Origin of the sequence: Arcicella lustrica (assembly GCF_034930985.1) — a bacterium.
Taxonomy (GTDB): Bacteria; Bacteroidota; Bacteroidia; order Cytophagales; family Spirosomataceae; genus Arcicella; species Arcicella lustrica.
In genome coordinates, this window is the sequence record NZ_JAYGIM010000006.1 from 244,109 (window position 1) to 266,762 (window position 22,654).

Genomic DNA, 22,654 nt, shown 5'->3' on the forward strand with positions numbered 1-22,654 from the left:
TTGCCATAAAACACTCAAAAAATATGTCAATACTATCTTTCAAAAAAAACATAGCAATCTTCGCTATTTCCTTATGTTGGGCAAATAGTATAAATGCGCAAAAAAACGATTATCCGATTCAGCCTGTTACTTTTACGCAAGTACATTTTAAAGACAATTTTTGGTTGCCAAAAATGAAAATCAATGCAGAAGTAACCATTCCCTATACTTTAAATCAATGTAAAATCACGGGAAGGATAGACAACTTTGCGAAAGCGGCAGGCAAAATGCCTGTTGAAAAAAGTACTACTTATACTTTTGACGATACAGATTTATACAAAGTAATTGAAGGAGCTTCTTATAGTTTACAAACTAAAAAAGACGCTTCGCTTGAAAAATATTTAGATACGCTCATCAGTAATATCGGAGCGGCTCAAGAACCTGACGGCTATTTATATACTTTTAGAACCATGAACATTGCCAAACCACATGAATGGATTGGTTCAAAACGTTGGGAAAAAGAAGAGGACTTAAGTCATGAATTATACAATGCTGGTCATTTGTATGAAGCTGCCGTAGCGCATTATCAAGCTACAGGAAAAAAGAATCTCTTGAATATTGCCATTAAAAATGCTGATTTATTAGTAAAAACTTTTGGTTGGGGGAAAGAAGAACGTTTTCCAGGTCATCAAATTGTAGAAACTGGCTTAACAAGATTATACAGAGTAACAGGTAAAAAAGAGTACTTGTCGCTCGCCAAATTCTTTCTGGATTTAAGAGGAAAAGAAGGACATTTAAACCAAGAGTATAGTCAATCGCACAAAAAAGTGATTGATCAGCACACGGCGGTTGGTCATGCTGTGCGTGCAACTTATATGTACACGGGCATGGCTGATGTTGCAGCTTTGACTGGTGATAAGCAATATTTAAGTGCCATTGATGATATTTGGAATGATGTTGTTGACAAAAAGATTTATATCACAGGTGGAATTGGAGCAACAGGGAATGGCGAAGCTTTCGGCGCAGATTATGATTTACCCAACATGAGTGCATACGCTGAAACTTGTGCAGCCATTGCCAATGTCTATTGGAATAATAGAATGTTTTTGCTTCACGGAGATGCCAAATATATTGACGTTTTAGAACGTACACTCTATAATGGCTTACTTTCTGGTATTTCTCTGACAGGCGACAAGTTCTTTTATCCAAATCCCTTGGCTTCGATGGGACAACATCAGCGCAGAACTTGGTACGACTGTGCTTGCTGTATTTCTAACATGACTCGCTTTTTACCTTCAGTTCCCGGCTATGCTTATGCACAAAATCAAAATGATTTGTATATCAATTTATTTGTGGGTGGCGATGCCGATATTCAATTAACTAATACTAAAGTAGCCATTCATCAAGAAACGAATTATCCTTGGTCTGGCAAAGATGAGTTTACGATTAATCCTGCTAAAAAAGCAAATTTCAATATTCACATTCGTATTCCGGGTTGGGCAATTAATCAACCAATTAAAGGCGATTTGTATCAAGATAAAAGTAAAGTAAGCGATTTCACCCTTTTGCTAAATGGAAAGCCTGCCAATTATTCTATCGAAAAAGGTTATGCCGTGATAAATCGTACTTGGACAAAAGGCGATAAACTTAGTTTAGATTTGCCAATGGACGTGAAGAAAATTGAAGCAAAAGACAGCGTAAAAGCAGATTTAAAAAGATTTGCTTTGCAAAGAGGTCCACTTGTTTATTGTTTGGAAGGAATTGACAATGCAGATTCTTCTGTATTAAACCTTGTTGTTGATAAAAATGCTACAATAATTCCAAACTTTCAAGCCAGCTTATTGAATGGAATTATGACTTTAGAAATGGAAGGTTCTTCTACAAAAAGACAAGTCAACAGTAACGATTTAATTAAAACACAGCAAAAAGTAACGGCCATTCCATATTATACATGGGCAAATCGTGGTTCTTCTGAAATGGAAGTTTGGATTCCTTTTGAAGCTTCAGCATCAAAACCAAAGCCTGCTCCGACCATTGCTAGCAAAAGTAAAGTATCGGCTTCAATTAAAAGTCCGATGATGTTAAAAGCATTGAACGACCAATATGATGCCGAAAACTCAATCGATAGAAGTGGTAATTTTTTCCACTGGTGGCCAAAGAAAAACTCTACAGAATTCATTCAATATGATTTCGACCAAACTTATACGGTTTCATCTTCTGATGTTTATTGGTTCGACGATAGTCCTTGGGGAGGTTGTTATTTACCAACTTCATGGAGAATTTTATATCAAAAAGATGGAGAATGGATTCCTGTAAAAGTGATTTCTCAAGACGCTATCGCTAAAGATAAATTCAATAATATTCAATTTGAACCAGTAAGTACAAAAGCATTGAAATTAGAAGTACAATTATCAAAAGACAATGCCGCTGGAATTCATGAGTGGAAGGTGAAGTAATTTCATTCAATCCAAAAATCATAGCTTATTATTCACATATTGAATTTGTGAATAATAAGCTATTTTTCTTTTTAGCGACTTTTCATAAATATTTTCATTCTTGTGTTTTCTTGTCCTAGTTCAAGAGAAATCAATATTCGAGCAGATAACTTTGTATCAACAAAAAAGAAAACAATTATGGAAAATAGAATAAATGGATTGCACCATATCACTGCTATTGCAGGAAATGCAAAGAGAAATTTTGATTTTTATACAAGAGTAATGGGATTGAAAATGATTAAAAAAACTGTCAATTTCGATGACCCAAATACATATCATTTCTATTATGGAAATGGAACAGGTGAACCGGGAACTGTACTTACGTTCTTCCCTTGGGGAGATGGAATTCCACAAGGACGTCGTGGTACTCGTCAAGCAACAGAAATTGGTTACGCTGTTCCAGAAGGAAGTCTTGAATTCTGGCAAAAAAGATTTGAAGACAATAACGTTACTTATAACAAAGTAGCAGAAAAATTCGGAGAACAATATCTTACTTTCTTGGATCCAGATGGTTTGAAATTTGAATTGATTGTTCCTAAAAAAGCTGATACTCGCACTCCTTTTGAAACCAGTGAAGTAACAGCGAAACATGCTACTTTAGGTTTCCATAGTGTAACAATTACAAGTAACAACATTGAAGCTACCGCTAAAGTTTTAACAGATATTTTCGGTTATCGATTACTAGAACAACATGTAAATCGTTATCGTTTTGTAACCGATGCGGTTGAACAAGCAGCCATTGTTGACTTAGTAGAAGTACCGGGCGAAGGAGTTGGACATGTTTCAAAAGGTTCTGTTCACCACGTAGCATTCAGAGTAAGTGACGACAATATTTTGATGGAATTCCGTAAAAAAGTAATGAATGCTGGTTTACAAATCACGGAGAAAATCGATAGAAATTATTTCTATTCATTGTACTTCCGTGAACCGGGTGGAGTACTTTTTGAAATTGCGAGTGATAATCCTGGTTTCACTGTGGATGAATCTTTAGAAGAACTAGGCTTAAATTTAAAATTGCCAGCACAATACGAAAAGTATCGTGATAGTATCGAAAAAACACTTCCAAAACTGGATTAAGTATCCATTTAAAATTATGTATTTACATAGTAAACAAGTTTTAACCACAGGTATTTCCGTCGAGAAAGCTAAAAAAGCGATTGTGATGATTCATGGTCGTGGTGGTTCTGCTCAAGATATTGTTACTTTAAAAGAGCATTTGAATCTTAAGGAAATGGCAATTTTTGCTCCACAAGCTTCGCAAAGAAGTTGGTATCCATACAGTTTTATGGCACCCGAAGTACAAAATCAGCCTGCTTTAGATTCTGCCTTGGGTGTAATAAATGATTTGGTACAAGATATTGAAAAGGCGGGTATTCCCGCCGATTCAATCTACTTCTTAGGTTTTTCACAAGGTGCTTGTCTTACCTTAGAATACCTTGCAAGAAATGCTCAACAATATGGTGGAGCAGTCGCTTTTACAGGTGGATTAATTGGAGAAACCTTGATTACAGAACGATATAAAGGTGATTTTGAAGGAACACCCATTTTGATTTCAACTGGAAATCCTGACCCGCATGTACCTTTAACAAGAGTTCAAGAAAGTATAAGTATCTTAAAAAGTTTTAATTCGAATGTTCATTCGGAAGTATTTAACGGAAAACAGCATTCAATTTCTTTCGAGGAAATCAATTTAGCAAATCAATATATTTTCAAAGAAAATTAATTATCATATTCACAACATTAATTATCATATTCACAACATTAAACAACAACAATCATGTCAACTACCATTTGGGCAATCGACCCTTCACATTCAGAAGTACAGTTTAAAGTTAAACATTTAGTAATCACAACTGTAACAGGAAATTTCAAAGAATTCAGCGGAACTGTTGAAGCTGGAGACGACTTTGAAAATGCAAAAATATCATTCGAAGCAAAAGTAGATTCTATCAATACTAACAGCGAACAACGTGACGGACACTTGAAAAGTGCTGATTTTTTTGAAGTTGAAAAATATCCTACGCTTTCATTTTCTTCTACAAAATTTGTAAAAACAGACGATGAAGAATTTGAATTAATTGGAGATTTAACGATTAAAGATGTTACAAAATCTGTAAAATTATCAGTAGAGTACGGTGGAACAGCAACAGACCCTTGGGGAAATGTAAAAGCTGGTTTTGAGTTAACAGCAAAAATTAACCGTAAAGATTTTGGATTAACATGGAACGCACCAACAGAAGCAGGCGGTGTATTAGTAAGTGAAGAAGTAAAATTAATCGCAAATATTCAGTTAGTGAAACAAGCTTAATATTAAAAATGGGATAATATTGATGAACATATTATCCCATTTTTTTATGACTAATAGCTAATAAATTAGCAATTTGTTCAGCCGTTCTAGCTAGATTTTCAGCCGTGTTTTCGATGGCATTTTTTAATTCGGTTGGTTCGTTCCCTATCACAAAAACAGCATCAAAATGTGGTTTTAAAGCCTCTGCATCTTCTAAAGGCACTCTGCCCGCCAAACCAATTACTGAAATATTCAAAGTTTTTGCTCTTTCGGCAACACCAAAAGGTCCTTTCCCTTGAAGCGTTTGGCTATCAAGACTTCCTTCTCCAGTAATGACAATATCGTTTCTTTTCAATGCTTCGTCAAATCTAGTTAATGACAAAAAAGCGTCAATTCCATTTACTAATTTAGCATTCAATAAACCTGCTAAACCAGCCGAAACACCACCAGCTGCTCCACCATATTCCAAATTAGCAATACTTTTTCCAAATTGACGATAAATCACATCAGCAAAATTAATAAGTACTTTTTCAAGGAATTCAACATCAGTATTCGTCGCTCCTTTTTGTGGACCAAAAACTTTGGCTGAACCATTTTCGCCCAATAAAAGATTTTTTACATCTGATAAAATAACGATTTCACAATCAAGTATTCGTTTATCAAGATGAGTAATATCAATGCTGGCCAAATTGATTAAATCTTTAGGTAAACATGACAATTTTTCACCTTTTTGATTCAAAAATATTACTCCTAAAGCAGCTAAAATTCCGCATCCTCCATCAACAGTAGCAGAGCCTCCTACAGCTAATACAATTTTATTAACTCCTTGATTTAAAGCTGATTTAATCAACAATCCTGTACCAAAAGTTGAAGCTTCTAAAGGATTTAATTCTTCCTTTTTTAACAAACGAATGCCTGAAGCACTCGCCATTTCAATCACTGCTGTTTTCTTGTTATCAGTCAAACCATAATTTGCTTGAATGGTTCGCATGAGCGGGTCAAACACTTCTTCCGAAATGACAATTCCATCACAATGACTAATGATTAATTCACCTGTTCCATCGCCACCATCTCCAATCGGAAAACATTCACAAATACAATCTAAGTGACTTCGCTCAAAACCATTTTGAATGGCTTTTGAAGCTTCCTTAGCATTCAAACTATGTTTAAAGGCATTGGGAGCAATCAATATTCTCATGAATTCACAACGTTTTTAGGATTTCCTGATTGATAAGCCGAGATGTTTTCAAGCGCAATCGCTAATAATCTAGTCCTTGCTTCTTTCGTAGCCCAAGCGATGTGTGGCGTAATAATACAATTTTGTGCTGTAAATAATGGATTATTTTTTTGAGGCGGTTCTACAGAAAGTACGTCGATGCCTGCTCCTGCTATTGTATTATTATTGAGAGCCTCTGCCAAATCTTCATCAACGATAATTGGTCCACGAGAAGTATTAATTAAAAAGGCTGAACTTTTCATTTTTTGTAAATTCTCCCGATTCATCAAACTTTGCGTTTCAGCTGTAAGCGGACAATGAATGCTTACAAAATCTGATTCTTCTAACAAAGTACTTATGCTCTCCCACTTAAAATTTTTACGATGAGATTGGTCGGTTGGTCGACGACTATTAGCAATTACTTTCATGCCAAATGCCGTAGCAACATCAGCTACTTTTTGCCCAATAGTTCCAAAACCTATGATGCCAATTGTTTTTCCTGCTAGTTCTATCAATGGAAAATCCCAAAAACAAAAATCTTTTGAATTTGCCCATTTCCCTTCACGAACTGCATCGCTGTGTTTTTGAACGTGCAAAGTAAGTTCTAATATCAATGCAAAGGTTAATTGCACCACCGAATCTGTACTATAAGCTGGCACGTTACTTACAAAAATTCCTTGATTTTTAGCGGCTTCAATGTCAACTATGTTGTAGCCAGTAGCAAGTACTCCAATGTATTTTAAAGATTTTAACTGAGAAATAACCTCTGCCCTTAATGGTGTTTTATTCGTGAGTAATATTTCTGCATCCAAAGAACGCTCCAAAATTTCTTCTGGAGAAGTTCTATCATAAATCAACACATCGCCTAAAGCGTGTAAAGTATCCCAAGTTAAATCTCCTGGGTTCAAAGTAAATCCATCTAAAACTACTATTTTCATCTTGCTTTGTTAATAATTCATAATTATCACAAAGCTAATTAATTTACCAATTGTAATACAATGAAAGATTTCCAACACTGTGGCGATAGAGTCCTTTTTTATAAGCACTTGCTACTTTTTGGGTATATGAAATCCCGAAATTTCCTTTTGTAATCACTGCTACATACGAAACTTCGGCGAACCAATTTCTTATATCATTCTCAAATACAGCCGTTTGTGAGTTTTTCAACTCTCCATTCATTAACTTATTGGTTACGATAAATGAGGCTTCTGGTTTAAAGATAAAATAAGCTTGAAATTTCTTAAATCGTTTAGATTTACTTCCATATTGATTCAAAAACCCTTGAAAATACGGACTGAATTTCCCGATTCTAACCATTGGAAATACTGTCAATGAATTCAGCATATTGCCAACAGTCGCCCTTCCTCCTACCATTACTTCAACAAATTTGTGATAATGAAATAGCTCTTTTTCAGCCGTAAAATTGACATTGAAAATTACAGTATTGGCTAATTGATTATCCCATCCTCTTGGAGTTCTATCATTAATTAGTTTGTGCGCAAATATCTGAGTTCGTTTTGCCAATGCAGCTGGACCTCTCACTCCTGCAATCACTTCTGTTTGAAAATCATATTTCTTTTCAGGATTATAAGAGTACAAAGTATGCGAAACATATAATGAACCTGCAAAAGGATAATCATTTGGTTGAAATTCAGTTTTAGTAATATCTCTCGGAGTTACCATCAGTTGAGTCAATCCCCAACCAAAAACATTTATTGTACTATCACCCGCTTTCGGCAATAATTTATCTACAAAAAATTTCGATTCATGTTTTTTGGTATAAAACAAATCAAACCTCGTGCCGTTACTGTAGGCTTCGTCAGTCCCGATACCACGAATATTAAAAAAGTCATTGTCTTCATATAACCTAAACAGAAATCTTGGTTCTGATTTTTGGGCAATTAAAGTATTGGTAAAAATAAAAATGATACTTAAAATTTGGATAGCTTTTCTCATGACGATTAAAATTTGAATATTTCTCTTGACATTTCAAATTTGGGAAATGTACTACATCTAAACATTGTCATAGAACAAGAAATAATATTATCAGTAAAGGATTATAAATACAATAATCCATTTTGAAAAAATAAAATTCATTTAGTTAAAAAAAAGTGAAAAATCAACACTCGAAAAATAAAATCTGGGTTTTAGCACTTTTGTTTAAAATCTAATATGACCCTCTAAGATTTTAAACAAAGCTTATTATCTTTGCTTAAACGTGAAAAAGCATCCGACTATTTTCAGTTTTATTAATGTGACATATTCAGAGAAAAGATTCTTTCTGAAAATTCAAACCAAAGCCGATGAGAATCCAACATTTCATATCAATATTCATTCAGAAAATGAATATTAAAATCTCAGCAAATTGAAATTTTGATTTTTCGACAATTTCAGTCTGATAATCAAATGTTTAAGCAACAATTCCTAGATTCAGAAAAATAAAATGCTATGAAAAAATATGTCAGTTATTTAAGAGTTTCTACAAAAGGGCAGGAGCGTTCAGGTTTGGGTTTAGAAGCCCAGCGAGCCATCATTGAACATTATGCAAAAATTGATGAAGCCGAAATTGAGCATGAATTTATTGAAGCCATCAGCGGAAAAGATATTGAAAATCGTCCGAAATTGATGGAAGCCATAAAATTGTGCAATGAAAATAAATATACATTTATCGTAGCAAAATTAGATCGTTTAAGTCGTGACATTGAACATATTTTCAAATTGAAAAAAATACTGGGTGATAATTTTAAAAGTTGCGATTTGCCTGATACTGATACAGTTACGCTTGGAATTTATGCGATTTTTGCCCAAAGAGAAAGAGAAATTATCAGTATTAGAACAAAAGTAGCTTTAGAAGCCAAGAAAAAAAGAGGCGAGAAAATGGGCAATCCGCAGTACTTTACACAGGAAACTCGTGAGCTTGGCGGAAAAATGCAAAGAGAAAAAGCCATTAAAAATATTAATAATAAAATGGCAAGTGGGATGATTGCTAGATATAATCGTGATGAATATACTTTGGAAAGTATCGCCCAAGAACTCAATAATTTTGGTTTTAGAACCGTTAAAGGTAAACTGTTCAACCGTTCAACGGTTTGGTATTTGATAAAAAGGCAAAAAGAGATAAATCTTGCTTAAACAATGACTTTTATTAAGTTAAATTTAAGAAAGGCTTCTTACCTTTGATAATTATTATTTTTTATTATTTAGACAATAGATATTGTGAGTATAGTCAGCAAACTTTTGAATATTATCCAAGAAAACACTTCAGAAAAAGAACAGAATTGGATTGTAAGTAAAACTTCAGGCGATAGCAAAAATATTTTAACTGCCTTTGTAGCCGCACCAAGATTTGTATCGAAAAAAACAGTACAAGTAAGTTTTGATGAAGAAGATATACTTCACGAATGGACACTGGATAGACTGACACGAGTTTATTTGTTATTGTCTATTCCGCATGATGCTGAAGAAACGTATCTCAAAAATATCAACGCACTTTTTGATACTGCCGAAATCAACGAAGCAGTAGCACTTTATTCTGCATTACCTTATTTGGCTTTCCAAGAGAAATGGATTTACAGAGCGACAGAAGCAGTTCGCTCGAATATCGGTTTGATTTTCGATTCCTTGGCTTTTAGAAATACTTTTCCTGCTACTTATTTTACTGAAGCAGAATGGAATCAATTGGTGTTAAAATGTATTTTTAATGATAAACCGATTCATTTAATTCAAGGTTTAGCGGAAAGAGCTAACCAGAAATTAGCTGATACACTTTCCGATTTTGCCCATGAACGTTGGGCGGCTGGTCGCTCAGTTCCTGCCCAAGTTTGGCGATTAGTACCTAATTTTTTGAATGAAGAAATTTTGAAAGACATTGAAAAATTGTTGCAAACTGATAATTCTGAAAATCAAATTGCTGCTATTTTAGTTTGTAAAGAAACCGCTTTTAAACCAGCTAAAGCATTGTTAATCAAGTATGTTTCTATTATTAATGACTTGGGAGAAGACAATATTACTTGGAAAAAATTAGAAAAGTAGGAGAGAAGCTACTCAACTCTCCGATAATAAAGGATATATAAATAAGTATTTTATTTGAAATTTAGGCATAATTCAAGAACGGTTTTGTGTGTAAAATCTTGAATTGAGCCATTAGCCACTAAAAAAATGTGTCAAAAACATAATGAAATAGCCAAAAATCCTTCTCATTTTGAAGGAACAGCCGAAGAATTGGCAACGGCAACGAATGTGCAAGTAAATTTTATGGATTATATCAAAGACATGAAATTTTTTGACCCACACATTCATATGACTTCACGCACAACAGACGATTATCAAGCTTTGGCTGATGCTGGTGTTGTGGCAATTATTGAACCTGCATTTTGGCTTGGTCAGCCACGTACTGGACTTTCGACTTTCAAAGATTATTACAGTAGTTTGATTGGTTGGGAGCGTTTTCGTTCTTCTCAGTTTGGTATTAAACATTACTGTACTATTGGTTTGAACTCTCGTGAAGCCAATAACGAAGCGCTTGCGGAAGAAGTAATGGAAATTTTACCATTGTATTTATACAAAGAAGGCGTAGTAGGGGTTGGTGAAATCGGTTTTGACGACCAAACTGCTGCCGAAGAAAAGTATTATCGTTTACAATTAGAGTTAGCCAAAGAAGCTGGTTTGCCCGTACAAGTTCATACTCCGCACCGTGACAAGAAAAAAGGAACGGAAAGAAGTATGGCTATTGCCCTAGAACATGGCATTGATCCACAAATGGTTATCATCGATCATAACAATGAAGAAACTGTAAAAAGTGTTTTAGACCAAGGTTTTTATGCAGCTTTTACCATTTATCCATTTACCAAAATGGGAAATGAGCGTATGGTAGAAGTAGTAAAACAGTACGGTTCTGAAAGAATTATGATTAATTCTGCTGCCGATTGGGGCATCAGTGACCCATTGGCAATACCAAAAACAGCCGCTTTGATGAAAATTAAAGGAATTTCAGACCATGATATTCGTTTGGTTACTTATCAAAATGCGATTGATGCTTTTGCACAAAGCGGACAAATTAATGTGGAAGATTTTGAAAATCCACAAGAAATTGACCAAACTTTAAAATATAATGGCAATACGATTTTGAGAGGTGGACAACAGCCGAGAGTCGATAAAAATGCCTTAATCATTCGTTAGATTTTGAATATAAAAGCATACTTCCAACTGCTAAGACCTGCCAATATTGTAACATCCGTAGCGGATATTTTCGCCGGAATTTCTATCGCTGGTTTTACTTTTTCAACTGACATCGCCAGTATTAAAACAGTCATTTTACTTTCCATCGCCACTAAAGGTTTATACGGCGGTGGAATTGTATTTAATGATGTTTTTGATGCCGAATTAGATGCCATCGAACGACCCGAACGACCAATTCCAAGTGGAAAAGTGAGTAAAACAAATGCTACCTTATGGGGTAGCTTTTGGCTTTTAATGGGTATTGTAGCGGCTTTTCTCAACAGTACTCAAAGCGGACTCATTGCTATTGCTGTGGCTATTTTAGCTTTAGTCTATAATCGTTTCGGAAAACATCATGATATTTTAGGTCCAATCAATATGGGACTTTGTCGTGGTGGAAACCTTATTTTAGGAATGTCAGCCGTAGCAACTGCTCCAGCGTCTTTATGGTGGTTGGGCGTAATTCCAGTAATTTACATTGCTGCTATTACGATGGTTAGTCGTGGAGAAGTACATGGAGGCAGTCAAAAAACTTTATATTTTGCAGGATTTTTATACGCTTTTGTTAGCATTTCTCAGCTACTTTTCGCTTATCAATTAGGCTACTTTTTATTCGCCATTGGCTTTGTATTATTGCATATTTATTTGATTTTCAAACCATTAATTACTGCTATTTCAAATCCAATCGGTCCGAATATTGGCAAAGCTGTAAAGGCTGGAGTGCTCTCGCTTATCGTAATGGATGCCGCTTGGGTAAGTGTTTCAGGAAACTGGATACTGGCTTTGTGTGTTTTAGCTTTATTACCTTTTTCAATGAAATTGGCGAAGATTTTCGCAGTTACTTAATTTAATAAATTCGATTTTTACTCTTACAATAAATGTCTCAGATTCAGCAAAGCTTTCAGGTTCAGTTTTCGTATAATATTTTATTTACCGAAAATCTTTTCGCTCCTGAAAATACTACTTTAATTACTTTCTTAAACAATTTTGGCAACCATTACGGGGCGAACCAATTTCGTAAGAAAATCTTATTTGTCATCGACGAAGGCGTTGCCCAAAATCATCAATATCTACAAGAAGCTATCAAAAATTACTTCGCCAATCAAGAAGAAATTGAATTAGTAGCCGATATTTTAGTCTTACCGGGTGGAGAACAAGTAAAAAATGATGAAATCTATTTAGCTCAAACACTTCGTGCCATTGATACTTATGGTATCGACCGCCACTCTTTTGTGGCAGCTATTGGAGGTGGAGCATTTTTAGATATGACGGGCTACGCTTCGGCAATTGCACATCGTGGCGTAAAACATATTCGTATTCCTACGACAGTACTTTCTCAAAATGATTCAGGAGTTGGGGTAAAAAATGGTGTAAATTACTTCGGGAAAAAGAATTTCCTTGGCACTTTTGCCCCGCCAGTAGCGGTTTTCAATGACAGTACTTTCCTGAAAACTTTGAGCGACAGAGATTGGCGTTCAGGTATTGCTGAAGCGGTTAAAGTAGCCTTAATCAAAGACTTAGCTTTCTTTGAATGGCTCGAAAACAAGTCTGTTTTATTAGCACATCGTGACGAAGAGTCGATGAATGAGCAAATTTTCCGTTGCGCAGAATTACACGTTCAACACATTTCAAGTGGCGACCCTTTTGAAAGTGGTTCTGCTCGTCCTTTAGATTTTGGTCACTGGGCGGCTCATAAATTAGAATATCTTACCAATTTTGAAATTCGTCATGGCGAAGCCGTTGCCATTGGTATCGCTTTAGATTGTGCTTATTCCTTCTTAAAAGGCATGATTTCGGAAGATGCTTTAGATAGAATTTTATTAGTTTTAGAGAATCTGGGCTTTGATTTATATCATCCAGCTTTGGCAGAAAATGATAAAATCAATCTTTGGAAAGGCTTAAACGAATTCCGTGAACACTTGGGAGGACGCCTTACCATTACTTTATTAGAAGGACTTGGCAAAGGGATTGAAGTACACGAAATTGATTTTGAATTGGTAAAACAAGCCGTAGATTATCTCGAAAAACGCTCATAAATTATGAAAACCCCATTCGGACTTTTAACATATTGTAGTAATATTCATCCTGGTGAAGATTGGAAACATCATTTTTCGGTACTTCAAAGTAGCATTCCTGAAATTAAAAATTCAGTTAGCAAAAACGCTTCGATGGGAATTGGTTTGCGTTTGGCGAATCAAGCAAGTATCGATTTGTCGGAAGCCGCTAATTTTGAAGCCTTTCAAAATTGGTTGTCAGCAAATGATTGCTACGTTTTTACTATGAATGGTTTTCCTTATGGCGGTTTTCATGATGTAGTTGTAAAAGACCAAGTACACGCACCCGACTGGACGACAGATGATAGAGTACAGTATTCCATCCGAATGTTCAAGCTTTTGGCGAAATTATTACCAGCCGATATGCAAGAAGGAGGAATTTCTACTTCGCCGCTTTCTTATCGTTTTTGGTGGAAAGTTGAAAGTGAAAATCCTTTAGAAACACTTCATCATGCCACTACTTTAGCCACAAAAAATATGCTTTTAGTTTTGGACGAATTAATCGCCATCAAAGAAGCAACGGGTAAAGTTTTACATTTGGACATTGAACCAGAACCAGATGGAATTTTAGAAAATTCTACGGAATTTATCACTTGGTACGAAGATTATTTAAGACCAATTGCCATTGAATACTTTGCAAAAAAAGGAATTTCAACCGAAGAAACATTGGCGATTTTGCATACACATATTCAGTTATGTTATGATGTTTGTCACTTTGCAGTAAGCTATGAAAAACCAGAAGTTGTAGTGGAGAAATTAGCAAAAGCTAATATTGCAGTCGGCAAAATTCAGATTAGTTCTGCCATAAAAGTTGACTTTAAAAATGATGCTGAGACAAAATTAAAAGCCATCGCTCAGTACGATGAAGCCAGTTATTTGCACCAAGTAATTGCCAGAAAAGCAGATGGAACTTTTGAAAAATATCAAGATTTGAACCTTGCTATTGAAGACTATCAAACAGGGAAACATGAAGAATGGCGAGTACATTTTCACGTACCTCTGTTTATAGAACAATACGGCGAACTTTCATCAACACAATCTGATATTGTAGATACGATTGCGATTCATAAACAAAAGCCATTTACCAATCATTTAGAAATTGAAACTTATACTTGGGGTGTTTTACCGCCAGAAGTGCAAGTACCACTAAATGAATCAATTGCCCGTGAAGTTACTTGGGTGAAGGGATTGCTTTAGTGTTTAGTTATGAGCCTTGAGCAATTAGCTTTTAGTTTTTTCAATTACTTGTGATGAAGAATTACTGATGGCATGACTTCAAGTCATGCCATCAGTAAACACAATAAATAAAACTCACAGCTCATTGCTCGAAGCTCACAGCTACAAAACTTATTTAAAACAAAAAGCTCAAAGCTCACGGCTCAGAGCTTAAAGCTAACAGCTATATGAAAAAAACAGTTGTAATAGATGTCGTTGGTTTAAGCACAAGCGTCATCGGAGAATATACTCCATTCATCAAAAAATACCTTTCAGAACATCAACTTACCCATATCAAACCCGTTTTCCCTGCTGTTACCACTACTTCACAAAGTTGTTACGTAACAGGGAAATTCCCTGATACTCACGGAATTGTAGGAAATGGCTGGTATGACCGTGAAGATAACGAACATAAATTTTGGAAGCAGTCGAACAAGATTGTAAAAGCAGAAAAAATTTGGGAAGCAGCCAAACGTAAGAATCCCAATTTTACTTGTTCCAAAATGTTTTGGTGGTATAATATGTACTCATCGGCAGACTATACCGTTACTCCGAGACCGCAATACCACGCTGACGGCGTAAAAGCTCCCGATTGCTATTCACAACCAGCAGATTTACGAGATAAACTTCAAGCAGATTTAGGGACATTTCCATTATTTAGTTTTTGGGGACCCAATGCCAATATCAAATCCTCAAAATGGATTGCAGATGCTTCTGTGTGGGTAGATAAAGCCCACGACCCAACACTTACTTTGATTTACTTGCCTCATTTAGATTACTGTTTACAAAAATTAGGGGTCGATTTTTCTAAAATTCATAAAGAATTAGGTGAAGTAGATAAATTGGTCGAAGACTTGGTGAATCATTACAAAGCCCAAGATGTCAACATCATTATTTTATCTGAATATGGCATCAATACGGTTAATAATCCCGTTCATATCAATAGAATTTTACGTGAAAATGGATTGATTTCTGTGCGAGTTGAACGTGATTATGAATTATTGGATGCAGGAATTTCTAAAGCTTTTGCCATTGCAGACCACCAAATTGCCCACATTTATATCAACGACCCAAGCGAAAAAGCAAGAGTAAAAAGTATTTTAGAAAATACCAAAGGCATTGCTTTAGTCTTGGATGAAGAAGGTAAAAAAGAACATCATCTCAACCACGAACGTTCTGGAGATTTAGTAGTTATGGCGGATGCAGATAGCTGGTTTACTTATTATTATTGGTTAGACGATGCCAAAGCTCCTGATTATGCTCGCTTGGTGGACATTCACAGAAAACCAGGTTATGACCCAGTTGAGATGTTTATGAATCCAGCCAATCCATTTATCAAGTTACGGGCAGCCTATAAATTAGCTCGTAAACTATTAGGATTCAGGTATTTGATGGATGTAATACCTTTAGATGCTACCTTAGTAAAAGGCTCTCATGGAGGTATCAATATCGGTAAAGAATATTATCCGATACTAATTTCAGACCAGAAAATTGGTGACGGCGAAATTATCGCTACAGATGTGTATGATGTGATTTGGAAGGCTTTGTTTGGAGGAGAAGAATAAAACGATATAAACAGTTTCCAATTACGTCCGCAATGCAGACGTAATTGGAAGCCTTATTGAAAACCGTTAGTTGAAGTAATTTCAAAGACGTGATAAAGTCCATCCTTTAATAATATTTCCTCTGTTACTTATCAGAAATCGACATTAAGCCAAATTGAGATTAGTATTTGGCTCTATCTAATTAGTTAAAGCTTTTCGGATAAAGTATTCGGCGAAACTCTTCCCCTAAACTCACTTGGAGAAAAGCCAGTTTGTTTTTTAAAAAATCGTGTAAAGTAAGCTGGGTCTTTGAAATCTAAGAAATAGGAAATTTCGGCAATGGTGTAGGACGTGTTTAACAAATATTTTTGAGCTTCGTTAATCATGTACTCGTGAATAATTTGTAAAGCGGATTTTTGGACTAAGGTTTGGCACACTCGATTGAGGTGTACGGCTGTGATATTCAGCTCTTTGGCGTATTCTGTTACGGATTTTGATTCGTGAAATGATTGCTTAATTTGCTTCTGAAATGATTGAAAATAATGTAATGTTCTATTATCTGATTTCGTAATTTGATGTTCTACGGCTACGCTCAAACGGTATAAGTGCATAAAAAGTAGCTGAAATAATGAAGACATAAAAAGCTGTTTTTCAGGATTTTCGGCTATAAACTCTGCGGCTATTTGCTGTTTTAATTGCTTCAACGACTCAAATACTTCTAAGGATTCTTCAAATGTAAATTGCTTTAAACGACTGATTTCTAAAACAATATGCTGTGAATTTTTAAAAATACTTTCTGCAAAAGACTGTGAAAAAGTAAGTACATCGCCAACCATATTCGACTGAAATACAAAGCCATGCAAAGTATTGGGCGGAATCATCAAAATGGATGGTGTATTCAAAGCGATTTTTGTGTTTTCAGAAATTAAAAGTCCTTCGCCTTCTGGAAATATAAAAATCTGATATAAATCTGTATGCAAGTGTTCGGTGATTTCCCAGTCATATAATTTACTCCTTACCTCAAGCTCTTCGATGTGAATATAATCTGCTAAAGAATCTGTTTGATTCTCTCCGTACAATCCTCTAAAATTTACTAAGTCTTTTTTCATAAATGTTTAAAAAATACTATCCATTAGGGTATTTAATGGTAAAAATGTGATAAATGTTTGTTTTTTACAAGATATATGTCATTTTTTACAAGATTCACTTCATTGAAATAATCTATTTTTGTATATAATTAATACAAAAATATGAGCAATATTATTTATAACCTTTTCGACAGGGAAGTACATCCACCTTATTTATCGCCTGACTATAAGTCAACGATTTTAAGAGCTCCAAGTAAGCCTTTGATTCCATTAAAGCAATCATTATCTGAATTGAGCGGGCCAATTTTTGGTGATTTTAATTTAGGTGAATTTGACCATGATTTAACCAAAAATGCTATCAACAACGGCGAGCCTTTGGGAGAGAGAATTGTGGTGCATGGTAAAGTAATGAATGAAAATGGAAAACCCATTCCAAATACTTTGATAGAAATTTGGCAGGCGAATGCCGCTGGTCGTTATGTCCACAAGGTGGATCAGCACGCAGCTCCGCTCGACCCGAATTTTCTGGGTGCTGGTAGATGTATGACGGATGCCGAAGGGAATTATAAATTTTATACGATAAAGCCAGGTGCATATCCTTGGGGAAATCATTTTAATGCTTGGCGACCCAACCATATTCACTTCTCTTTGTTTGGGGCAAATATTACCAACCGTTTGGTAACGCAAATGTATTTTCCGGGTGACCCACTTTTGCAATATGACCCAATTTTCTTGGGAGTACCTCCAAAAGGTCGTGAATTGTTGATTTCATCTTTTGATTTGAGTATCACTGAACCAAGTTTTGCTTTGGGTTATCGCTTTGATTTTGTTTTGAGAGGAAATAACGCAACGCCATTTGAGAAGCAGTAAGCTTTTTAGCCTTCAGCTTTGAGCAATGAGCTATCAGCTTTTTTGTAGGTTAAAATATTGTATTAAAGGATTTTAATAATTAGTGCTGACGAAAGTTTAAAGGCTATTTTGGTAATACGTAAAATAAATCCGAAATCCGATACCTGAAATCCGAAATCAATAATTCTTGCAGTACTAATTCAAAACTAATAATTATGTTACAGACTCCTTCGCAAACTGTTGGGCCGTATTTTGCTTATGGACTTTCGCCCGAACAGTATTTATATAATTTTAAAAGCTTGGTCGGAAACCTGATGGTAAATCCGATTGATAATCCTGATAGTATTACTATCATTGGGAAGGTTTTGGATGGCGAAAATCAACCAATTCCTGATGCCATGATTGAATTATGGCAAATTGATGAAAATAATCAACGCTTCGGAAGATTTGGTACAGGTACAGACCCCGAAAGTCGCTTTATTTTTCATACCTTAAAACCTGAATCGGTTGCTGGGCAAGCTCCTTATCTGACGGTTATCATTTTTATGCGTGGACAGCTCATACATTCTTATACTCGTATTTATTTTTCAGATGAAACAACACTGAACGAACAAGACGAAGTACTGAATACTGTACCAAGTGAAAGACGACATACGCTGATTGCTCAGAAAAAAGGTTCTGTATATGAATTAAACATTTATATGCAAGGCGAAAACGAAACTGTTTTTTTTGAAATATGAGTCTATATTCCGAAGTATTTTATTCCGATGAAATCAACGAACTTTTTTCTGATGAAAAGAGTCTGAGCTATTTATTGCTTTTTGAATCAAGTTTGGCAAAAGCCCAAGCCGAACATAGTATCGTTCCAAATACTTCGGCAAGTATCATTGCGTCTTGTTCGCAAGCTGATTTGATAGATTTACAAGCTTTGAAAAAAGCGATACAATTGGGCGGAAATGTTGCCATTCCTTTGGTAAAACAATTGACGCAATTGGTCAAAAACCAAGATGCAGAAGCTGCCAAATTTGTGCATTTCGGAGCTACAAGTCAGGATGTAGTTGATACGGCTACGGTTTTACAAATCAAAATATTTGTCGAATGGCTTGAAAATCAATTAAATACTTTACAAGAAGTACTTATTAAACAGACGCAAGAACACCGCCAAACTTTGATGATTGGTAGAACGCTTTTGCAACAAGCCAAACCCATTACTTTCGGACTAAAAATGGCTTTGTGCTTAGAAAGTATTCAGCGTTCGGCAGAACGTATTCAATCTTTGAAAGGTGAGTTATTAGTTTTACAATTGGCTGGTGCGGTAGGTTCTCAGAATCAAGCGATTAATCAAAAAGTAAAAGAAAGTTTAGCCAATATTTTAGGGTTAAAGGCTACTCATTCTTGGCATACCCACCGAGATGTTTTTGTCCATTTTGCTGCTGTTTTGGGTGTTTTGGTAGGAAGTATCGGAAAAATTGCCAAAGATATTTCGCTACTCATGCAAACCGAAGTAGGCGAAGTATTTGAAGGAGCTGGAGCTGGCAAAGGTGGTTCAAGTACGATGCCGCATAAACGTAACCCTGTTGCTTCGGCAATTATTTTGGCAAATGCCCAAAGAGTACCGCATTTGGTGGCAACATTGATGACTGCAATGGCTCAGGAACATGAGCGTTCGGCTGGCTTGTGGCATTCGGAATGGGAAGTTTTGAATGATTTAATGAAGCTCACAGCTGGTACTGTTGAACGAAGTATTGAACTTCTCAGCGGTTTAGAAGTAGATAAAAGTCGAATGCTTCAAAACCTTGAACTGACGCAAGGATTGATTTATGCAGAAAATGTTTCACTGGCTTTGGCTGAAAAAATCGGTAAAAGTGAAGCTCACGAATTAGTAGAAAAAGCCTGTAAAAAAGCTGTTGCAGAACAAAAACATTTGAAACAGATTTTGGCAGAAACTCAACATTATTTAACAGAAACCGAACTCCAACCACTCTTTAAAGCCGAAAATGCGATTGGATTGAGTTTGGAGATTATTGATAATATTTTGGGAAAGGCGGTAAGCTTTAGGCAATAGGCTTTAAGCAATATTTCATTAAGTATTATCAAATTTTTAGGCTTATTGCCTAAAGCATACAGTATAAAGCCCAACTAAATTTTAAATAAAAAGCCGAAAGCTTATAGCTGATGGCTCAAAGCTAAAATGAAAACTAACTATAAACTACAAGGAACGCCGAATAGTCCTGTGTTGATTTTTTCTAACTCTTTGGGTTCTGAAATGTTGATGTGGGATGAACTTGTGCCTTTTCTTTTACCATATTTTAGGGTTTTGAGATACGATACTCGTGGACATGGCGGAAGTGAAATTACGCCCGAACCTTACAGTATTGCTTTGTTGGGACAAGATGTTATTGATTTATTGGATGAATTAAAAATTGACGAAGCCCACTTCTGTGGACTTTCGATGGGTGGTTTGATTGGTCAATGGTTGGGAATTCATTATCCTAATCGCATCAAAAAACTAATTGTCAGTAATACTGGTGCAAAAATCGGAAACGATGAACGCTGGAATGGCAGAATTGAAACCATCAAAGCTAATGGGATGCAAGCCATTGTGGACGATACGATGGAAAGATGGTTTACCGAAAGTTTCAGAAATCACAATCCACAAAGAGTAGCCGAAACCAAAGCCATGTTTTTACGGAGTGATATTTTGGGTTATTCAAATTGCTGTGCTGCCATTCGTGATGCTGATTTCAGAGAAAGTTTATCACAAGTATCGGTAGAAACTTTGGTGATTACGGGCGACGAAGACCCAGTAACCAATGTTGCACAGGCTGAATTTATCGCTGAAAATATCCCGAATGCTCACTTGAGAGTACTGCACGCTCGTCATTTAGCCAGTACAGAATTGCCCGAAGAATATGCACAAGTATTGATAGATTTTATTGTTGGCGAAAGCACTTTTGAAAAAGGGATGCACGTGCGAAGAAGTGTTTTGGGCAATGCTCACGTTGACAGAGCCAATGGCAATATCAATGATTTTAATGCTGATTTTCAACAGTTTATTAGCAATTACGCTTGGGGAGAAATCTGGACTCGTCCGAATTTATCAAAGCATAGCCGTAGCTTAATTACGATTGCGATGTTGATTGCCTTGAACCGAAAAGCAGAATTAAAAATGCACATTCGTGCCGCCTTCAACAATGGTGTAACGATTGCTGAAATCAAAGAAGTATTGATGCAGTCGGCATTGTACTGCGGTTTACCTGCCGCCAACGAAGCCTTTCATACGGCTGAGGAAGTGTTTAATAGCCTTGAGCTATGAGCCGTGAGCTATGAGCTTTGAGTTTTTAGCAATTGGCTTTGTCGGCTTTGATAATAACCTAAATACTCGAAGCTTATGGCTCAAAGCTCGTAGCTCAAAGCTCATCGCTCACAGCTTAAAAAATAAAACAATGAAAACACAAGTAGGAATTATCGGAGCGGGGCCATCGGGACTTACTTTGGCTCTTTTACTCCAGCAAAAAGGAATTCAATCTGTTATTATTGAAAACAGAAGTAGAGAGTATGTTGAAAACCGAGTACGTGCGGGTTTATTAGAACATAATACCGTTGAAGTATTTGATGGCTTGCAAGTTTCGGAGCGTCTGCATAAAGAAGGACTTGTTCATCATGGTTGTTATATCAATTATAATGGTGTGAGTCAACGTATTGATTTTGAGAAATATACTCAGAAACAAGTGACAATTTACGGACAGCAAGAAGTAGTGAAAGACTTAATTAATGCTTGTGAGGCTCGTCAAATTCCCATTATTTTTGAAGCAGAAGCGAAAGAAATTAGAAATGTAGAAAGTGAAAATCCTGAAATTCATTTCATGCATTTGGGTGAAGAAAAGGTAATTTATTGCGACTTTGTAGGCGGTTGCGATGGCTTCCACGGTTTAGCTCGCAAAACTTTACCGAAAAATTCTTACAACGAATATAAAATTGAGTATCCATTTAGTTGGTTAGGAATTTTGGCGTACTCTGTGCCTACTTACGACGAACTTATTTATGCGTACCATTCAAATGGTTTTGCTTTGGCAAGTTTGCGTTCTGAAAAAGTAAGTCGTTTGTATTTACAAGTTGACAATAACGACAGCGTAGAGAATTGGTCTGACGAAAAAATTTGGAACGAACTCGAATTACGTTTGGGTATTACTTTAGACAAAGGCGAAGTTTTTGAAAAAAGTATTACGCCAATGCGAAGCTTTATGATTGATAATATGCAGTTTGGACGCTTGTTTTTGGCAGGCGATTCAGCCCACATCGTGCCACCAACAGGAGCAAAAGGTTTGAATTTAGCTGTGGCTGATATTCATAATTTAGCACAAGGCTTGATTGGATTTTATGAATCGGGTAGTCAGGAGAGTTTAGAGAATTACTCTAAAAAATGTGTTGCAAGAGTTTGGCGAGTACAGGATTTTTCCAACTTCATGACTTACCTCTGCCATAAACAAGCCGCAGAAGGCAGTTTTGAAAGTCTTTTACAAAAATCAAAATTTGATTATTTAACCATTTCAGAAGCATATCAAAAAACCATCGCAGAAAATTACGTTGGTTTCCCATTAGATACATTTGCTTGATAGCCTTCAGCAATGAGCTGTGAGCTGTGAGCAATGAGCTTTGAGATTATAGATTTTAAAAAAAACAAAAAGCTCATCGCTGACAGCTCAAGGC

20 protein-coding genes are annotated in these 22,654 nt (G+C 35.8%); 16 read left to right on the forward strand and 4 right to left on the reverse strand.

Features of this window, described 5'->3' with window-relative positions; all coding sequences use genetic code 11:
• Positions 1-23: 23 nt before the first annotated feature.
• The 4 genes from VB798_RS08785 to VB798_RS08800 all read left to right on the forward strand — a co-directional run bounded on the left by VB798_RS08785 (position 24) and on the right by VB798_RS08800 (position 4,782).
• Positions 24-2,435 carry a glycoside hydrolase family 127 protein gene (locus tag VB798_RS08785; protein ID WP_323258022.1) on the forward strand — a complete coding sequence of 804 codons (2,412 nt, stop codon included), beginning with the start codon at positions 24-26 and terminating at the stop codon, positions 2,433-2,435.
• A gap of 177 nt (positions 2,436-2,612) precedes the next feature.
• The gene (locus VB798_RS08790) at positions 2,613-3,551 is read left to right on the forward strand and encodes a ring-cleaving dioxygenase (protein ID WP_323258024.1); all 939 of its coding nucleotides are present in this window, start codon (positions 2,613-2,615) and stop codon (positions 3,549-3,551) included.
• Between the two features lie 16 nt (positions 3,552-3,567).
• Complete coding sequence (locus VB798_RS08795) at positions 3,568-4,197, forward strand: alpha/beta hydrolase (RefSeq protein WP_323258025.1); 630 nt, start codon at positions 3,568-3,570, stop codon at positions 4,195-4,197.
• 54 nt (positions 4,198-4,251) lie between these two features.
• Positions 4,252-4,782, forward strand: a complete 531-nt coding sequence (locus VB798_RS08800; RefSeq protein ID WP_323258026.1) for a YceI family protein — start codon at positions 4,252-4,254, stop codon at positions 4,780-4,782.
• A 31-nt stretch (positions 4,783-4,813) separates the two neighbouring features.
• Here the strand turns inward: VB798_RS08800 and VB798_RS08805 are convergent, their stop codons facing one another.
• Genes VB798_RS08805 through VB798_RS08815 form a run of 3 tightly spaced genes read right to left on the reverse strand, consistent with a single transcriptional unit; the run spans position 4,814 to position 7,933 of the window.
• Positions 4,814-5,959 carry a glycerate kinase gene (locus VB798_RS08805; protein ID WP_323258027.1) on the reverse strand — a complete coding sequence of 382 codons (1,146 nt, stop codon included), beginning with the start codon at positions 5,957-5,959 and terminating at the stop codon, positions 4,814-4,816.
• Positions 5,956-6,915, reverse strand: a complete 960-nt coding sequence (locus tag VB798_RS08810; protein WP_323258028.1) for a D-2-hydroxyacid dehydrogenase — start codon at positions 6,913-6,915, stop codon at positions 5,956-5,958. The genes VB798_RS08805 and VB798_RS08810 overlap by 4 nt, the downstream gene beginning before the upstream one ends.
• Positions 6,916-6,958: 43 nt before the next feature.
• The gene (locus tag VB798_RS08815; protein WP_323258030.1) at positions 6,959-7,933 is read right to left on the reverse strand and encodes a lipid A deacylase LpxR family protein; all 975 of its coding nucleotides are present in this window, start codon (positions 7,931-7,933) and stop codon (positions 6,959-6,961) included.
• A gap of 492 nt (positions 7,934-8,425) precedes the next feature.
• Here VB798_RS08815 and VB798_RS08820 point away from each other — a divergent pair, with 492 nt between their 5' ends.
• The 7 genes from VB798_RS08820 (at position 8,426) to VB798_RS08850 (ending at position 16,028) form a co-directional block, all read left to right on the forward strand.
• Entirely contained in the window at positions 8,426-9,109 is a 684-nt protein-coding gene (locus tag VB798_RS08820; RefSeq protein ID WP_323258031.1) for a recombinase family protein, read from the forward strand.
• A gap of 84 nt (positions 9,110-9,193) precedes the next feature.
• Positions 9,194-10,009 (forward strand): EboA domain-containing protein, encoded by an 816-nt coding sequence (locus tag VB798_RS08825; RefSeq protein ID WP_323258033.1) that lies wholly within the window; start codon positions 9,194-9,196, stop codon positions 10,007-10,009.
• Positions 10,010-10,135: 126 nt separating this feature from the next.
• Positions 10,136-11,155 carry a TatD family hydrolase gene (locus VB798_RS08830; RefSeq protein ID WP_323258035.1) on the forward strand — a complete coding sequence of 340 codons (1,020 nt, stop codon included), beginning with the start codon at positions 10,136-10,138 and terminating at the stop codon, positions 11,153-11,155.
• Positions 11,156-11,158: 3 nt separating this feature from the next.
• On the forward strand, positions 11,159-12,040 hold the full coding sequence (gene eboC, locus VB798_RS08835; RefSeq protein ID WP_323258037.1) for a UbiA-like protein EboC: 882 nt from the start codon (positions 11,159-11,161) through the stop codon (positions 12,038-12,040).
• 32 nt (positions 12,041-12,072) lie between these two features.
• Positions 12,073-13,230, forward strand: a complete 1,158-nt coding sequence (locus tag VB798_RS08840) for a 3-dehydroquinate synthase (RefSeq protein WP_323258039.1) — start codon at positions 12,073-12,075, stop codon at positions 13,228-13,230.
• Between the two features lie 3 nt (positions 13,231-13,233).
• Positions 13,234-14,445, forward strand: a complete 1,212-nt coding sequence (gene eboE, locus VB798_RS08845) for a metabolite traffic protein EboE (protein ID WP_323258041.1) — start codon at positions 13,234-13,236, stop codon at positions 14,443-14,445.
• 206 nt (positions 14,446-14,651) lie between these two features.
• Positions 14,652-16,028 (forward strand): alkaline phosphatase family protein, encoded by a 1,377-nt coding sequence (locus tag VB798_RS08850; RefSeq protein WP_323258043.1) that lies wholly within the window; start codon positions 14,652-14,654, stop codon positions 16,026-16,028.
• Between the two features lie 185 nt (positions 16,029-16,213).
• On the opposite strand, the gene VB798_RS08855 is transcribed toward VB798_RS08850, so the two are convergent.
• Positions 16,214-17,116: a helix-turn-helix domain-containing protein gene (locus VB798_RS08855; RefSeq protein ID WP_323258045.1), complete on the reverse strand. Its 903-nt coding sequence runs from the start codon at positions 17,114-17,116 to the stop codon at positions 16,214-16,216.
• Positions 17,117-17,257: 141 nt separating this feature from the next.
• Between VB798_RS08855 and pcaH the strand changes: the two genes are divergently transcribed.
• The 5 genes from pcaH to VB798_RS08880 all read left to right on the forward strand — a co-directional run bounded on the left by pcaH (position 17,258) and on the right by VB798_RS08880 (position 22,560).
• Positions 17,258-17,965: a protocatechuate 3,4-dioxygenase subunit beta gene (gene pcaH / locus VB798_RS08860; RefSeq protein WP_323258047.1), complete on the forward strand. Its 708-nt coding sequence runs from the start codon at positions 17,258-17,260 to the stop codon at positions 17,963-17,965.
• A 194-nt stretch (positions 17,966-18,159) separates the two neighbouring features.
• Positions 18,160-18,684 (forward strand): protocatechuate 3,4-dioxygenase subunit alpha, encoded by a 525-nt coding sequence (gene pcaG, locus VB798_RS08865; protein ID WP_323258049.1) that lies wholly within the window; start codon positions 18,160-18,162, stop codon positions 18,682-18,684.
• Positions 18,681-20,009, forward strand: coding sequence for a 3-carboxy-cis,cis-muconate cycloisomerase (gene pcaB / locus VB798_RS08870; protein WP_323258050.1), 1,329 nt, complete (start codon positions 18,681-18,683; stop codon positions 20,007-20,009). Before pcaG ends, pcaB begins: the two co-directional genes overlap by 4 nt.
• A gap of 126 nt (positions 20,010-20,135) precedes the next feature.
• Positions 20,136-21,260 carry a bifunctional 3-oxoadipate enol-lactonase/4-carboxymuconolactone decarboxylase PcaDC gene (gene pcaDC / locus VB798_RS08875; protein WP_323258052.1) on the forward strand — a complete coding sequence of 375 codons (1,125 nt, stop codon included), beginning with the start codon at positions 20,136-20,138 and terminating at the stop codon, positions 21,258-21,260.
• 130 nt (positions 21,261-21,390) lie between these two features.
• Entirely contained in the window at positions 21,391-22,560 is a 1,170-nt protein-coding gene (locus VB798_RS08880; protein ID WP_323258054.1) for a 4-hydroxybenzoate 3-monooxygenase, read from the forward strand.
• Positions 22,561-22,654: the final 94 nt, after the last annotated feature.